Source organism: Pseudomonas sp. SDO52101_S400, from assembly GCF_054071635.1.
Window position 1 is genome coordinate 1 of sequence record NZ_JBSVWF010000040.1, and the last position, 14,836, is coordinate 14,836.

The window sequence follows — 14,836 nt, forward strand, 5'->3', positions numbered from 1 at the left end:
CATTTCAAATGTGGGAGCGGGCTTGCTCGCGAATGCCGCGACTCGGTGCCGGTCAGAGCTTGGCCGCCGGCCGCCCCGGCTTCTTGGTCTGCAACAGATGCGAGAACACCGCATGCAGATCGTCCGAAGCGCTTTCCTCGTCGAGGTTGAGTTTGCTGTCGATGTGATCCATGTGATGCATCATCAGGTCCACTGCCAGCTCACCGTTGCGCGCTTCGATGGCATCGATCAACTGGGTGTGTTCGTCGTAGGAACAGTGCGAGCGGTTGCCGCTTTCATATTGGGCGATGATCAGCGAAGTCTGCGAAACCAGGCTGCGCTGGAAACTGATCAGCGGTGCGTTCTTCGCCGCTTCGGCCAGCTTCAGGTGGAATTCGCCCGAAAGACGGATGCCGGCGCCGCGATCGCCACGGGAGAAACTGTCGCGTTCGTCGTTGACCATCTGGCGCAATTCGGCGATCTGCTCGGCCGTGGCGTGCTGCACCGCCAGTTCAGTGATCGCGCGCTCCACCAGACGCCGGGCGAGGAACACCTGACGCGCCTCTTCGACGCTCGGGCTCGCCACCACTGCGCCACGGTTCGGCCGCAACAGCACCACGCCTTCATGAGCCAGACGCGAGAGCGCGCGACGAATGATGGTGCGGCTGACCCCGAAAATTTCCCCCAGCGCTTCTTCGCTCAACTTTGTACCGGGCGCCAGGCGCTGTTCGAGGATGGCCTCGAAGATATGCGCATAGACAATATCGTCCTGGGTTCCGCTGCGGCCGGCTTTGCCTGCTCGCGGTTGTTTCTTGAGGGGTTGCAACTGTTCGTTCATGGGCACTCGAGTCGGGAAGAACTGCGGCGAATTGACCGTGACTGTAATACGGCACAGTGGGTCGCTGGCAAGTATCGCGTAAAAAACAGCGCGATTGTACACAATGGAAGGTGGCAACACGACTGTACGGCTGTTTGTGACTTCGGCTGTATTGCAACGCATCGTTACGTTTGAGTTTAGGCTTAAACCCGAAATCCGTGGCTTGAACAAGGAACGCCGCTGTCATGAACGAAATCACCCACACCCGACTGCGCCCCTTCGCGGACACATCGCCCTCTGCCATTGTCGCCGGATTCATCGCGATGATGACCGGCTACACCAGTTCGCTGGTGCTGATGTTCCAGGCCGGACAAGCGGCGGGCCTGACCAGCGGGCAGATTTCCTCGTGGATCTGGGCGATTTCCATCGGCATGGCGGTGTGTTCGATCGGCCTGTCCCTGCGCTATCGCACGCCAATCACGATTGCCTGGTCGACGCCCGGCGCAGCCTTGCTGATTACCAGCCTTGGCGGCGTCACCTACGGCGAGGCCATCGGCGCCTACATCACCTGCGCGCTGCTGGTGACGATCTGTGGCCTGACCGGCAGCTTCGAACGTCTGGTGAAAAAGATCCCGGCGTCCCTCGCGGCAGCACTGCTGGCGGGGATTCTGTTCAAGATCGGCAGCGAAATCTTCGTCGCCGCGCAGCACCGTACCGGGCTGGTACTGGGGATGTTCTTCACTTATCTGCTGGTCAAACGCCTGACGCCGCGTTATGCGGTGCTCGCCGCGCTGCTGATCGGCACCGCGCTGTCGGGCTTCATGGGCCTGCTGGACTTCAGCGGCTTCCACCTGGAAGTGGCGACGCCGGTATGGACCACGCCGCACTTCTCCCTCGCCGCGACCATCAGCATCGGTATTCCGCTGTTCGTGGTGGCGATGACCTCGCAGAACATGCCCGGCGTCGCCGTGCTGCGCGCCGATGGCTATAACGTTCCGGCCTCGCCGTTGATCACCACCACCGGCATCGCGTCACTGATACTGGCGCCGTTCGGTTCCCACGGCATCAACCTGGCAGCGATCAGCGCCGCGATCTGCACCGGCCCCCACGCCCACGAAGATCGCAACAAACGCTACACCGCGGCGGTGTGGTGCGGAATTTTCTACGGGATTGCCGGGGTGTTCGGCGCCACGCTGGCGGCGCTGTTTGCAGCGCTGCCCAAGGAACTGGTGCTGTCGATTGCTGCGCTGGCACTGTTCGGTTCGATCATCAACGGTTTGAGCATTGCCATGACCGAGGTGAAGGAACGGGAAGCGGCGCTGATCACCTTCATGGTCACGGCGTCGGGGCTGACGCTGTTTTCCATCGGTTCGGCGTTCTGGGGGATTGTCGCGGGGGTGCTGACCTTGCTGATCCTGAACTGGCGCAAGGCCTGAGGCCTCGTTAAAAAGCAGGCATAAAAAAACGGCGACCCTCAGGTCGCCGTTTTTTTCAGTATCACTTGGCCGCGTTGATCGGCTTTTCCGGATACCAGACGTCCAGCAGCGGGCTGATTTCAGTGGTGGTCAGCTCGGAGCGGGTTTTCAGCCAGGCTTCAACAGCAGCGCGCTGCTCTTCGGAAACCGAGCCACGCTTCTGCAGGCATACCAGACCGAAGTCGTCGCCGCCGACATAGCCCAGACCGTTGGCTTCCATGGCTTCTTTGATGAATGCTTCGAGGAAAGCGTCAATGGCTTCTTCGGACAGGTCTTCTTTGAAGCCCAGGTTCAGTTCGAAACCCAGCTCTTGAAATTCATCGACGCACAGTTTTTTGCGCAGACGCTGGGAACGGTTAGTCGCCATTGGAACAATCCTCTTAAGTAATAACGGCCGGCACTTTACCAGTTTAAGCCGGCGATTGCCCGCCTATCCGGGACGTGCGTGCGACCGCCCGTAAAAAAATAACGAATTGGCACCCTTGGGAAAGGCACAAGCTGTTACACCTTGGGGCATAATGCCGACACTTTCATGACCACTGAGGGCCTTTTCATCCATGTCCTCGTCTTTTTCCCCTCGGCTGTAGGGTTTTATTTCATATGATCAAATCGTTGCGTCCTCTGCTCCTGGCCGGCCTTCTTCTTCCCCTGGCCCTGCCCGTCTCCGCTGCCACCATCAACACCGCCCTGACGCCCAACGTCGAAAAAGCCCTCAAGGCCAGCAAACTGCCGCCCAGCGCCCTGTCGCTGGTGATGGTGCCGCTGGAAGGCCAGGGCACGCCGACCGTGTACAACGCTGATGTGTCGGTCAACCCGGCCTCGACCATGAAGCTTGTGACCACCTATGCGGCGCTGGAAATGCTCGGCCCCAACCATCAGTGGAAAACCGAGTTCTACACCGACGGCGACCTGAACAGCGGCATTCTCAACGGCAACCTCTACCTCAAGGGTGGCGGCGATCCGAAGCTGAACATGGAAAAACTCTGGCTGCTGATGCGCGACCTGCGCGCCAACGGCGTGACCCAGGTCACCGGTGACCTGGTGCTGGACCGCAGTTTCTTCATTCAACCGCAACTGCCGGAATTCAACGATGACGGCAATGACGAGAACAAGCCGTTCCTGGTCAAGCCGGATTCGCTGCTGGTCAACCTCAAGGCCCTGCGTTTCGTGGCCCGCAATGACAATGGTCGGGTATTGGTCTCGGTCGAACCGCCGATTGCCAGCATCAACATCGAAAACACCGTCAAGGCAGTCAACTCCAAACAGTGCACCGGCGGCGTGCGCTACAACCCGGTGCCACAGGCCGATGGCAGCGTGACCGTGACCGTTGCCGGCCAGTTGGGCGAAGGCTGCAGCTCGCAGACTTACCTGTCGCTGCTCGATCACGCGACCTACACCGCCGGCGCCGTGCGGGCGATCTGGAAGGAACTGGGTGGCAGCATCCAGGGCAAGGATCGTCTGGCCCCGACGCCGAGTAGTGCCAAGGTGCTGGCCCGTGCGTTCTCGCCGGACCTGGCGGAAATCATCCGCGACATCAACAAATACAGTAACAACACCATGGCTCAGCAGCTGTTCCTGAGCCTCGGCCAGAAATTCCGCAACGACGCCGACGGTGATGACGCCAAGGCTGCGCAGCGCGTGGTACGTCAGTGGCTGGCGAAGAAAGGCATCACCGCGCCGCACCTGGTGATGGAGAACGGCTCCGGCCTGTCCCGTGCCGAGCGCGTCAGCGCCCGGGAAATGGCCGCCATGCTGCAAGCCGCGTGGCACAGCCCATACGCCGCCGAGTACATCAGCTCGCTGCCGATCGCCGGCACCGACGGCACCATGCGCAAACGCCTGAAGACCACCGCGATGCGCGGTGAAGCCCACGTCAAGACCGGCACCCTGAACACCGTGCGGGCAATCGCCGGTTTCAGCCGCGACGTCAACGGCAACACCTGGGCGGTGGTGGCGATCCTCAACGACAAGGCGCCGTTCGGTGCATCGTCGGTGCTGGATCAGGTGCTGCTGGACCTCTATAAACAACCGCGAGCGCCGCAGACCGCTTCGGTTCTGTAAGCCGCCACAAAACACTGTGGGAGCGAGCTTGCTCGCGAAGGGGCCATCAAAGTCGACATCTTCATCGACTGAATGGACGCCTTCGCGAGCAAGCCCGCTCCCACAGGGGTTCAGCGGCTGACCGACTCAGTTCATCTGCCGTTCGACCCGGTCCCGCCCGCCCTGCTTTGCCGCGTAGACGCCCGAGTCAGCCCGCAATAACAGCGCATCCGCGCCCTCTCCCGGCCGCCAGCTGGCAATGCCGAAACTCGCCGTCACCACGCCCACCACGTCCACCGGCGCACCGCGCAGGCCTTGCCACAATTCCACGGCCAGCATGTATGCGTGATCGCTGTCGATGTCCGGGCACAGCACCATGAACTCCTCACCGCCCAGGCGACAGAACACGTCCGTACGCCGCAGACGATGGCCGATGCGCTCGCACACGGCCTGCAATACCCGGTCGCCGACCGCATGGCCGTACTGGTCGTTGATCCGTTTGAAGTGATCGATGTCGAGCATGATCACCGACAATTCGCCGCCGCCACGCTCGACCCGCGCCATTTCCGTCGTCAGGCGCTCCTGGAAATAACGCCGGTTGTGGATGCCGGTCAACGAATCCGTCACCGACAAGGCGCGCAATTCTTCCTCCACCCGTTTGAGGTCGGAGATGTCCGAGATGTAGCCATGCCACAGCACGCCGCCGCCCGGCAGTTCCTCGGGCGTCGCTTCGCCGCGTACCCAGCGCAGACCGCGCTCGGGCAACAGCACGCGGTATTCCTCGCGCCATGGGCTGAGATGGTCCGCCGAGGCGCGGATCGACTTGCGCACGCGGCTGACGTCTTGTGGATGAATGCGGGTGAAGATTGATTCGGCATTGAGCAGCAACACATCCGGCTCCAGCTCGTAGATCTCGCGGATGCCGTCGCTGGCGTAGATCACACTGAAGCGTCCGTCGAACTCCATCTTGAACTGATAGATCCCGCCAGGAACGTGGGCGCTGAGCTTCTTCAGCAACACGTCCCGCGCCGCCAAGGCCTCGTGCACGCGCTTGCGCTCGGTGATGTCGATGCAGATCGCCAGGTGCCCGACCCACAAGCCCTGCTCATCCAGCACCGGCGTGGCGAGCATGTTCACCGGCAGATGACTGCCATCCTTGCGCACCAGCGTCCACTCGCGCGCCTCATGCCCGCCGACTTCGCCGCCCTCCACCAACATCGCCTGACAGGTCGGGATAGCCTTGCCATAGCGGGCGCTCAGTTCCGCCGCACGGGTGATCAGCTCCCGGGGGAAATGCAGGTTTTCCAGGGTCATGTGGCCGACCACCTCAGCGCTGCGATAACCGAGCATCTGCTCCGCTCCGGGGTTGAAAGTGTTGATCACGCCGCGCAGATCGGTGGCGATGATCGCCACTTGAGTTGCCGCATTGAGCACCCCGCGCAACTGGCCATGGGTGCCTCTGAGTTCCTGTTCACGCTCATGCAATTCCTGAGTACGCAACTCGACCATGCGCAAAGCGCGCTGACGCTGGCTGACCAGCACATACAACAATGCGCTGAGCAGCAGGCTGAGCAAACCGCCGAGAATCACTACGCTGCCAACCGACGAATGGTTGGCTTGCAGGAAGGCCTCGCTGGGTGAGATATCGACCTGATAGTCGTGATCGGCCATCCGCACCAGCCGCGTGGTCGACAGATCGCTGGGCGCCGGGTCATTGGTCGACTCGAACAACACCTCGTGCTGATCATTGGTCGACAGATCGAGGATGCGCACCGAGAGGTAATCATGCAGGGCGTCCGGCAGCCCATCGGCAAGCAACTGGCGCATGCTGATCACCGCCATCACATAACCGAACGATTTACGCTCGCCCTCACGCAGCACCGGCGCCACCAGCAGCACGCCCCGCGCATAGGCCGGCTCGATGCTGACCAGGTGCATCGGCTGCGACACTGCCAGGCCGCCGAGCTGATCGGCACGCTCCAGCGTCGAACGGCGCAACGGCTGGGCGAGCAAGTCATAACCCAGCGGCGAACCGAGCCGGCTCTGGGTCTGGCTGTACACAACCACGACGTATTCATCGCGAGCACCGGCCAATTGCAACTCACCACGGGCATTGAGTTCGCGCACGCTGAAGGTGCTCAGGCCTTCGTCACGCACCCGTTGCTCGAACGCGGCGCGCTCGGAACCGCTCACCCGCAAGGCAAACGAATAGGCCTGGGTGCGCAGTAATAAAGGTTGGGTGTAGCCGTCGAATTCGGCGCGAGACACCGATTCGGAGTTGGCGAAGAACCGGCGCAGGCCATCGAGGCGTTGCTCCTGATCCTGAAAACGTTCTTCGATGCGGCTGTAGCGCTCATTGGCCAGCAGTTGAAAACGCTGGCGCAACTGGCTGTGAAACTGATTGAGGGTGGCCCAGGCGAGCAGCCCCGTGAGAATCCCGCCGGCAAGCAATACCAGCAGCGCGACCAGCCAGGCCGAGACTTCTTCGCTGATAAAACCCAGTATCTTTGGGCGCACGGGGTGCAACGACATAAGGGCCACTCACTACGCCAGTACTTGCGGGATAACCCCATTGGCCGTGAGTGAGTTATAGCTATTAGCCACTAATTTGGCTAGCTCTGATCGGATCCAAGAGCCTTTAAAAATCAAGGCTCTGTGGATCCAATTGGGCAGAGTGTCAACGCGCCGTGATTTTCCAGGCGCGGTGGATCTTGCCGTTGCGGGCGAAATCCGGATCGATGGTGCTGGCGGTGATTTCCTCGACCGCATAACGCTCGGCCAGGTTGTCTTCCAGCTGGAACTTGCGGAAGTTGTTGGAGAAGTACAACACCCCGCCCGCTGCCAGACGCGCCATGGCCAGGTCGATCAACTGCACCTGGTCACGCTGCACGTCGAAGATCCCTTCCATGCGCTTGGAGTTGGAGAAGGTCGGCGGATCGATGAAGATCAGGTCGTACTCTTCCCGGCAGCTTTCCAGCCATGCCATCACGTCGCCCTGCTCCAGACGGTTCTTGTCGGAGAAACCGTTGAGCGACAGGTTGCGGCGCGCCCAGTCGAGGTAGGTTTTCGACAGGTCGACGCTGGTGGTGCTGCGCGCGCCGCCCTTGGCCGCGTGCACACTGGCGGTCGCGGTGTAGCAGAACAGGTTGAGGAAGCGCTTGCCGGCCGCCTCTTTCTGGATCCGCATGCGCATCGGCCGGTGATCGAGGAACAGCCCGGTGTCGAGGTAGTCGGTGAGGTTCACCAGCAGCTTCACGCCGCCTTCGGTGACTTCGTTGAACTTGCCCTGGGCCGCCTGACGCTCGTACTGCTTGGTGCCGCTCTGACGCTCGCGGCGCTTGACCACCACGCGGCTCTTGTCGATGTTCAGCGCCTGCGGAATGGCCGCCAGAGCATCGAACATGCGGATCGAGGCTTTTTCCGGGTCGATCGACTTCGGCGCGGCGTATTCCTGAACGTGCACCCAGTCGTGGTACAGGTCGATGGCCATGGCGTATTCCGGCATGTCCGCATCGTAGACGCGGTAGCAGTCGATGCCTTCGCGCTTGACCCATTTGCCCATCGCCTTGAGGTTCTTCTGCAGGCGGTTGGCAAACATCTGCCCGCCTTCGCTCAGGCGTGGCTGCTCGATCACCGGAGCCGGGGCCGGCGTCGGCTTGATCGGGTTACCGTTCTTGTTGTACTTGCGCTCTTGCGGCTCGTCCGGCGTCTGATCGTAAGCGGCTTGTTCGCGCTCGGCCTGACGTTGCTCCGGAGTACGGCGCTCGCCAGTGACGAACTGGTCCGGCAGCACTTTGATCAACAGCAGCTTGCACGGCAGAGCGCCGTTCCAGAACGAATATTGTTTGTGGCTGCGGATGCCCATGCGCTTGCCCAGGTCCGGCGCGCCAGTGAACACCGCCGCTTCCCAGTTCAGGCAGGCCTGACGCAGACGCTCGCCGAGGTTCTGGTAGAGGTACAACAGGCTGGCTTCGTCGCCCAGCCGCTCGCCGTACGGCGGGTTGCAGATGACCAGGCCTTTCTGGTTCTGGTCCGGACGCGGTTCGAAGGTTGCCACTTCGCCCTGATAGATCTTGATCCACTCGCTCAGGCCGGCGCGCTCGACGTTATTGCGGCCCGGCTGGATCAGCCGTGGGTCGGCTTCATAACCACGAATCCACAGCGGCGGCTTGGCCAGACCGGCAGCGGCGCGCTCGACGGCTTCTTCGTGCAGTTTCTTCCACAGCGCCGGGACGTGACCGAGCCAGGCGGTGAAGCCCCACTGCTCGCGACGCAGGTTCGGCGCCATATCGGCGGCGATCATGCCGGCTTCGACCAGGAACGTGCCGACACCGCACATCGGGTCAGCCAGCGCGCCACCTTCGGCGGCAATGCGCGGCCAGCCGGAACGGATCAGGATCGCCGCCGCCAGGTTTTCCTTCAGCGGCGCCGCGCCCTGCTGCAAGCGGTAACCGCGCTGGTGCAGGCTGTGGCCGGAAAGGTCGAGGGACAGGATCGCTTCGCCGCGATCCAGACGCAGGTGAATGCGCAGGTCCGGGTTGAGCTTGTCGATGCTTGGGCGATCGCCCTGCGGGGTGCGCAGTTTGTCGACGATGGCGTCCTTGACCTTCAAGGCGCCGAAGTGGGTGTTGTCGATGCCCGAGCCGTGGCCGCTGAACTCAACGGCCAGGGTGCCGTCGGCGAGCATGTGGTCCTGCCACTCGACGTCGAGTACGCCGTGGTACAGGTCTTCGGCGTCTTTCATCGGGAAGCGCTTGAGCACCAGCAACACGCGGTTGGCCAGACGCGACCAGAGGCACAGGCGATAAGCGGTTTCCATGGTCGCCATGCCACGCACGGCGGAAGTGTGCTCGCGGGCTTCTTCAAGGCCAAGCCCGACGGCTTCCTCGATGAGCAGGCCTTCAAGGCCTTTGGGGCAAGTGAGGAAGAGTTCGAAACGGTCGGACATGGTTTTTCCAGAGCCTTTGGCTAATGAACCGGCAACGCATTGCCGATCCGGTTTTCAATCAGGCGCTTTTCTACAAGAGCGCCCGCGTGGCACGAAGGTGTGCCGTTCCATCCCCGCTGCTCGGGTTAAAAGAGCTTAGATGCCGGGACAGATAAAAAAGTTGGTGCAACAAAATGACTCAAAGCAACCCTTCGTCGAAAAGTACCCGACGATAAACGTGGGTCATTCTCACTAAGGAATTAAACCTGTCATACAGTGCAGGGCCGATCATACCGGGGTTTGGTGAATAAACATTCATGAAACCTGGCGTTACTTATCGCCATAGCATCCTTTTCGTTACGTCCTTATGACAAAACGGTCATTCCCTCGATGTGACTCATTGGTTAGAACTGGACACAGGTTGACGTCGCAACGGCGTCAACACCTTGGCTCGCCACGCCGGCAGCGAGCCGCCAACGGCAGAGTTTTTCTGCCAGACCTCAATTGAGGTCGACGCGACAAAAACAGTCAACAAGTGAGGGAAACACCCTATGAGAAGACTTAAGCGTGATCCGTTGGAAAGAGCATTTTTGCGCGGATATCAATATGGCGTTGGTGGCAAATCCCGTGAGCTTTGCCCATTTACTCTACCGTCGGTACGTCAAGCCTGGATCAACGGCTGGCGAGAAGGACGCGGCGACAACTGGGACGGTATGACCGGCACTGCGGGAATCCACAGACTCAACGAACTTCACGCCGTCGGCTGACACAGGGCACTTATTCCGACACGACAATCTGATTTCGCAACACCCTGATCACCATGCACGTCCTTCCCGGACGGCGGGCTACGGCCCAGGGGCTCCTTCGAGGAGCCCTTTTTTATGCCTGCCTTTTATGTCCGAAGATCAGCGCTTGGCGGCGATCGCGTCCACGGATTCGCGAATCAGCGCCGGGCCTTTATAGATGAAGCCGGAGTAGATCTGCACCAGGCTCGCGCCGGCAGCGATCTTCTCGGCCGCATGCTTGCCCTCGGTGATACCGCCCGCCGCGATGATCGGCAGCTTGCCACCCAGCTCGGACGCCAGCACTTTCACGGTGTGGGTGCTCTTCTCACGCACCGGCGCACCGGACAGACCGCCCGCCTCGTCACCGTGTTCCATGCCTTCGACGCCCACGCGGCTCAGGGTGGTGTTGGTGGCGATCACCGCGTCCATCCCGGTTTCGATCAGCGCTTGGGCGACTTGCGCGGTTTCTTCGTCGGTCATGTCCGGGGCGATCTTGATCGCCAGCGGTACATGTTTGCCGTGGCGCAGGGCCAGTTCGGCGCGGCGCGTGGCCAGGTCCGCCAGCAATTGCTTGAGCGAGTCGCCGAATTGCAGGCTGCGCAGGCCCGGAGTGTTCGGCGAACTGACGTTGACCGTGACGTAACTGGCGTGGGCGTAGACCTTGTCCAGGCAGATCAGGTAGTCATCGACCGCGCGCTCGACCGGCGTGTCGAAGTTCTTGCCGATGTTGATCCCCAGCACGCCTTTGTATTTGGCCGCCGCAACCCGCGCCAGCAGGTTATCCACACCCAGGTTGTTGAACCCCATGCGGTTGATGATCGCCTCGGCTTCCGGCAGGCGGAAGATCCGTGGTTTCGGGTTGCCCGGCTGTGGACGTGGAGTCACGGTGCCGATTTCGACAAAACCGAAACCCAGCTGCGCGAAGCCGTCGATGGCTGCGCCGTTCTTGTCCAGACCGGCCGCCAGACCGACAGGGTTCGGGAAGTCCAGGCCCATGACATTCACCGGCAGCGACGCCGGCGCCTTGCACAGCAAGCCGTTGAGGCCCAAACGCCCGCCCGCGCCGATCAGATCCAGCGACAGATCGTGGGAGGTTTCCGGGGAAAGTTTGAACAACAGCTGACGGGCCAGGGTGTACATGGGCGGCTATGACTCGGGCGGCGAAAAGAGGCGGCGATTATAGCCGGGCATCGCCCCGCCGCGCGAGGCGCACGGGTAAATCCGTGCGCATGGCATATGCCTTGCACCCTCCTCGGCATCAGCCCGCAGGCCAATGGTGGTGTGCAGGCAAGGACAATGGCGTCGTCTCTCGGTTTTGCGCGGGCAAAGCCTGGGGCGGCGTTTTTTTTGAGGGTGGCTTTCATGACTCAAACCTCCGTCGGGCCGCTGGCCTGGGTCAACGGCAGCGATGCCCCGGAAAAAAGCACGATCAACCTCGGCTTCATGGCCCTGAGCGACTGTGCTTCAGTGGTGGTCGCCGCCACGCAGGGCTTTGCCCAGCCTTACGGCTTGACCCTGAACCTCAAGCGCCAGAGTTCATGGGCCAATCTGCGGGACAATCTGGTCAGCGGCGAACTCGATGCGGCGCACAGCCTCTACGGCCTGATCTACGCAGTGCACCTGGGCATCGGCGGCGTCGCGTCCACCGATATGGCGGTGTTGATGGGGCTGAACCAGAACGGCCAGAGCCTCAACCTGTCCCACGGTTTGCAGAGCCTGGGCGTGACCGGTCCTGAGGCGCTGGACCGGCATGTGCACCAAACCCGCGCAAGGCTGACCTTTGCCCAGACCTTCCCCACCGGCACCCATGCCATGTGGCTTTATTACTGGCTCGCAAGCCAAGGCATCCATCCGTTGCAGGATGTCGACAGCGTAGTGGTGCCACCGCCGCAAATGGTCGCCCACCTGCAGGCCGGTCGCATCGATGGGTTCTGCGTCGGCGAGCCGTGGGCGGCCAGCGCCGTGCAGCAGAATCTCGGCTTCACCCTGGCCACCAGCCAGACGATCTGGCCCGATCACCCGGAAAAAGTTCTTGGCTGCACCCGTGCCTTTGTCGAGCAATACCCCAACACTGCCCGGGCGCTGGTGATGGCGATCCTCGAGGCCAGCCGTTTCATCGAAGAGAGCCCGGAAAACCGCCGCAGCACCGCGCACCTGCTCAGCGCCGCCGAGTACCTCGACGCCCCGGTGTCATGCATCGAACCGCGCTTTCTCGGTGATTACGACGATGGTCTGGGCAATCGCTGGCAGGACCCGCACGCCCTGCGTTTTCACGGCGATGGGGCAGTGAACCTGCCTTATCTGTCGGATGGCATGTGGTTCATGACCCAGTTCCGTCGCTGGGGTCTGCTGCGTGACGACCCGGATTACCTCGCCGTCGCCCGTCATGTGCAACAACTGGCGCTGTACCGCGACGCCGCCAACGCTGTCGGTGTACCGGTCGGCGCCGAGGACATGCGCAGCAGCCAGTTGATCGACGGCAAACTCTGGGACGGCAGCGACCCGGCCGCTTACGCGCAAAGCTTCAACTTGCACGCCTTGAACGACACACCCCCTCTTCTCGCCCGCCGCTGACAGGAGACCGCGAACATGCTGCGCATTCTGCTGATCAACGACACCGCGAAAAAAGTCGGGCGCCTGAAAGCTGCGCTGACCGAGGCCGGTTTTGAGGTGATCGATGAGTCCGGCCTGACCATCGACCTGCCTGCACGCGTCGAAACGGTGCGTCCGGACGTGATTCTGATCGATACCGAGTCACCGAGCCGCGATGTGATGGAACAAGTGGTGCTGGTCAGCCGCGACCAGCCCCGGCCGATCGTGATGTTCACCGACGAGCACGACCCCGGCGTGATGCGTCAGGCGATCAAGTCCGGGGTCAGCGCCTACATCGTCGAAGGCATTCACGCACAACGCCTGCAGCCGATTCTCGATGTGGCCATGGCCCGCTTCGAGAGCGACCAGGCCTTGCGCGCCCAGCTTCAGGCCCGCGTCCAGCAACTGGCCGAGCGCAAGCGCATCGAACTGGCCAAGGGACTGCTGATGAAAATGAAGGACTGCAACGAAGAAGAGGCCTACACCCTGATGCGCCGCCAGGCCATGAGCCGCCAGCAGAAACTGATCCAGGTGGCGGAGCAGATAATTGCCATGAGCGAGTTGCTTGGCTGAAAAAACCCTCACCCTAACCCTCTCCCGGAGGGAGAGGGAACCGACCGGGGGATATTCCAGAGATACGCCGACGTGAACGATCGGCTTTGAATCCATAATCGACTGGTTTTTTCAGGTCGAAGTACGACGCAAGACACTGCGGTCGGTCCCCTCTCCCTCCGGGCGGTCCGACGTTTCGGGAGGGTTAGGGTGAGGGGCTTTTGATTTTGACTTGGCACAAATCTCGCTAAGCAATCCCTACAGGTAACCAACGGCGGTTGCCCCACCCACGACAAAGACGTCGCTCACCTATTTCGCCACCTTCGGCGATCCGGGTAGCGGCGTTTTTGCGTTTTGGCCCCATCGACCGGGGCCGGTGGTGCGGCCGTGGCGGCGCCCCACTGTGCTGGTTCTGACTCCTTCTCGAGATTCTCTACCGCTGAGGTGCGCGATGAATAAAAGCTTCTGGAAATCCGGCCACACCCCGACCCTGTTCGCGGCCTTCCTGTATTTCGACCTGAGTTTCATGGTCTGGTACCTGCTCGGCCCGCTGGCGGTGCAGATCGCCGCCGACCTGCACCTGACCACCCAACAGCGCGGCCTCGTGGTGGCCACGCCGATTCTCGCTGGTGCGGTACTGCGCTTTGCGATGGGCATGCTCGCCGATCGCCTGTCGCCGAAAACCGCCGGGCTGATCGGTCAGGTGATCGTGATCTGCGCGCTGTTCGGCGCCTGGAAACTCGGTATCCACAGCTACGAACAGGCCTTGCTGCTCGGTTTGTTCCTCGGCATGGCCGGTGCTTCGTTCGCCGTGGCATTGCCACTGGCCTCGCAGTGGTATCCGCCGGAGCATCAGGGCAAGGCGATGGGGATTGCCGGCGCCGGCAACTCCGGCACCGTGTTCGCCGCGTTGATCGCCCCGGTACTGGCGGCGGCGTTCGGCTGGAGCAACGTGTTCGGTTTCGCCCTGATTCCACTGATCCTGACGCTGGTGCTGTTTGCCTGGCTGGCGAAAAACGCCCCGGAGCGACCAAAAGCCAAATCCATGGCCGACTACTTCAAGGCCCTGGGTGATCGCGACAGTTGGTGGTTCATGTTTTTCTACAGCGTCACCTTCGGCGGCTTCATCGGCCTGGCCAGCGCCCTGCCCGGTTACTTCAACGATCAATACGGCCTGAGCCCGGTGACCGCCGGTTATTACACCGCCGCCTGCGTGTTCGGTGGCAGCCTGATGCGTCCCCTCGGTGGCGCGCTGGCTGACCGTTTCGGCGGGATTCGCACGTTGCTGGCGATGTACACGGTGGCAGCGGTCTGCATCGCGGCCGTCGGGTTCAACCTGCCGAGTTCCTATGCGGCGCTGGCACTGTTCGTCTGCACGATGCTCGGTCTCGGCGCGGGTAACGGCGCGGTGTTCCAACTGGTGCCGCAGCGCTTTCGCCGGGAGATCGGTGTGATGACCGGGCTGATCGGCATGGCCGGCGGCATCGGCGGTTTTGCCCTCGCCGCCGGTATGGGCGCGATCAAACAGAGCACCGGCAGCTATCAGCTGGCGCTGTGGTTGTTTGCCAGTCTTGGTGTGTTGGCGTGGTTCGGCCTGCACGGCGTCAAACGTCGCTGGAGAACCACCTGGGGTTCGGCGGCCGTGACCGCTGCCCGGGTCTGAGGCCTG

The 14,836-nt window shown here is 61.9% G+C and carries 11 protein-coding genes; 6 read left to right on the forward strand and 5 right to left on the reverse strand.

What is annotated here, in order from left to right; translation table 11 throughout:
* Positions 1-52 precede the first annotated feature (52 nt).
* On the reverse strand, positions 53-817 hold the full coding sequence (locus tag ACW9HX_RS19640) for a GntR family transcriptional regulator (protein ID WP_064378756.1): 765 nt from the start codon (positions 815-817) through the stop codon (positions 53-55).
* 224 nt (positions 818-1,041) lie between these two features.
* Between ACW9HX_RS19640 and ACW9HX_RS19645 the strand changes: the two genes are divergently transcribed.
* Entirely contained in the window at positions 1,042-2,232 is a 1,191-nt protein-coding gene (locus ACW9HX_RS19645; RefSeq protein WP_457381884.1) for a benzoate/H(+) symporter BenE family transporter, read from the forward strand.
* A 61-nt stretch (positions 2,233-2,293) separates the two neighbouring features.
* Here ACW9HX_RS19645 and ACW9HX_RS19650 read toward each other — a convergent pair whose 3' ends face one another.
* Positions 2,294-2,638: a YggL family protein gene (locus tag ACW9HX_RS19650; RefSeq protein WP_011333263.1), complete on the reverse strand. Its 345-nt coding sequence runs from the start codon at positions 2,636-2,638 to the stop codon at positions 2,294-2,296.
* Between the two features lie 233 nt (positions 2,639-2,871).
* Between ACW9HX_RS19650 and dacB the strand changes: the two genes are divergently transcribed.
* Entirely contained in the window at positions 2,872-4,332 is a 1,461-nt protein-coding gene (dacB, locus tag ACW9HX_RS19655; RefSeq protein WP_457381885.1) for a D-alanyl-D-alanine carboxypeptidase/D-alanyl-D-alanine endopeptidase, read from the forward strand.
* A 126-nt stretch (positions 4,333-4,458) separates the two neighbouring features.
* Here dacB and ACW9HX_RS19660 read toward each other — a convergent pair whose 3' ends face one another.
* Positions 4,459-6,843 carry a sensor domain-containing diguanylate cyclase gene (locus ACW9HX_RS19660; protein ID WP_457381886.1) on the reverse strand — a complete coding sequence of 795 codons (2,385 nt, stop codon included), beginning with the start codon at positions 6,841-6,843 and terminating at the stop codon, positions 4,459-4,461.
* A gap of 145 nt (positions 6,844-6,988) precedes the next feature.
* Positions 6,989-9,259, reverse strand: coding sequence for a bifunctional 23S rRNA (guanine(2069)-N(7))-methyltransferase RlmK/23S rRNA (guanine(2445)-N(2))-methyltransferase RlmL (gene rlmKL, locus ACW9HX_RS19665; RefSeq protein WP_457381887.1), 2,271 nt, complete (start codon positions 9,257-9,259; stop codon positions 6,989-6,991).
* 530 nt (positions 9,260-9,789) lie between these two features.
* On the opposite strand from rlmKL, the gene rmf reads away from it, so the two are divergent.
* Positions 9,790-10,005: a ribosome modulation factor gene (rmf, locus tag ACW9HX_RS19670; RefSeq protein ID WP_003223300.1), complete on the forward strand. Its 216-nt coding sequence runs from the start codon at positions 9,790-9,792 to the stop codon at positions 10,003-10,005.
* A 138-nt stretch (positions 10,006-10,143) separates the two neighbouring features.
* Here the strand turns inward: rmf and ACW9HX_RS19675 are convergent, their stop codons facing one another.
* On the reverse strand, positions 10,144-11,163 hold the full coding sequence (locus ACW9HX_RS19675) for a quinone-dependent dihydroorotate dehydrogenase (RefSeq protein ID WP_457381888.1): 1,020 nt from the start codon (positions 11,161-11,163) through the stop codon (positions 10,144-10,146).
* Positions 11,164-11,385: 222 nt separating this feature from the next.
* On the opposite strand from ACW9HX_RS19675, the gene ACW9HX_RS19680 reads away from it, so the two are divergent.
* The 3 genes from ACW9HX_RS19680 (at position 11,386) to ACW9HX_RS19690 (ending at position 14,830) form a co-directional block, all read left to right on the forward strand.
* Positions 11,386-12,597, forward strand: a complete 1,212-nt coding sequence (locus ACW9HX_RS19680) for a CmpA/NrtA family ABC transporter substrate-binding protein (RefSeq protein ID WP_457381889.1) — start codon at positions 11,386-11,388, stop codon at positions 12,595-12,597.
* 15 nt (positions 12,598-12,612) lie between these two features.
* The gene (locus tag ACW9HX_RS19685) at positions 12,613-13,188 is read left to right on the forward strand and encodes an ANTAR domain-containing response regulator (protein WP_457381890.1); all 576 of its coding nucleotides are present in this window, start codon (positions 12,613-12,615) and stop codon (positions 13,186-13,188) included.
* A gap of 430 nt (positions 13,189-13,618) precedes the next feature.
* Positions 13,619-14,830, forward strand: a complete 1,212-nt coding sequence (locus ACW9HX_RS19690; protein WP_007952035.1) for a nitrate/nitrite transporter — start codon at positions 13,619-13,621, stop codon at positions 14,828-14,830.
* Positions 14,831-14,836: the final 6 nt, after the last annotated feature.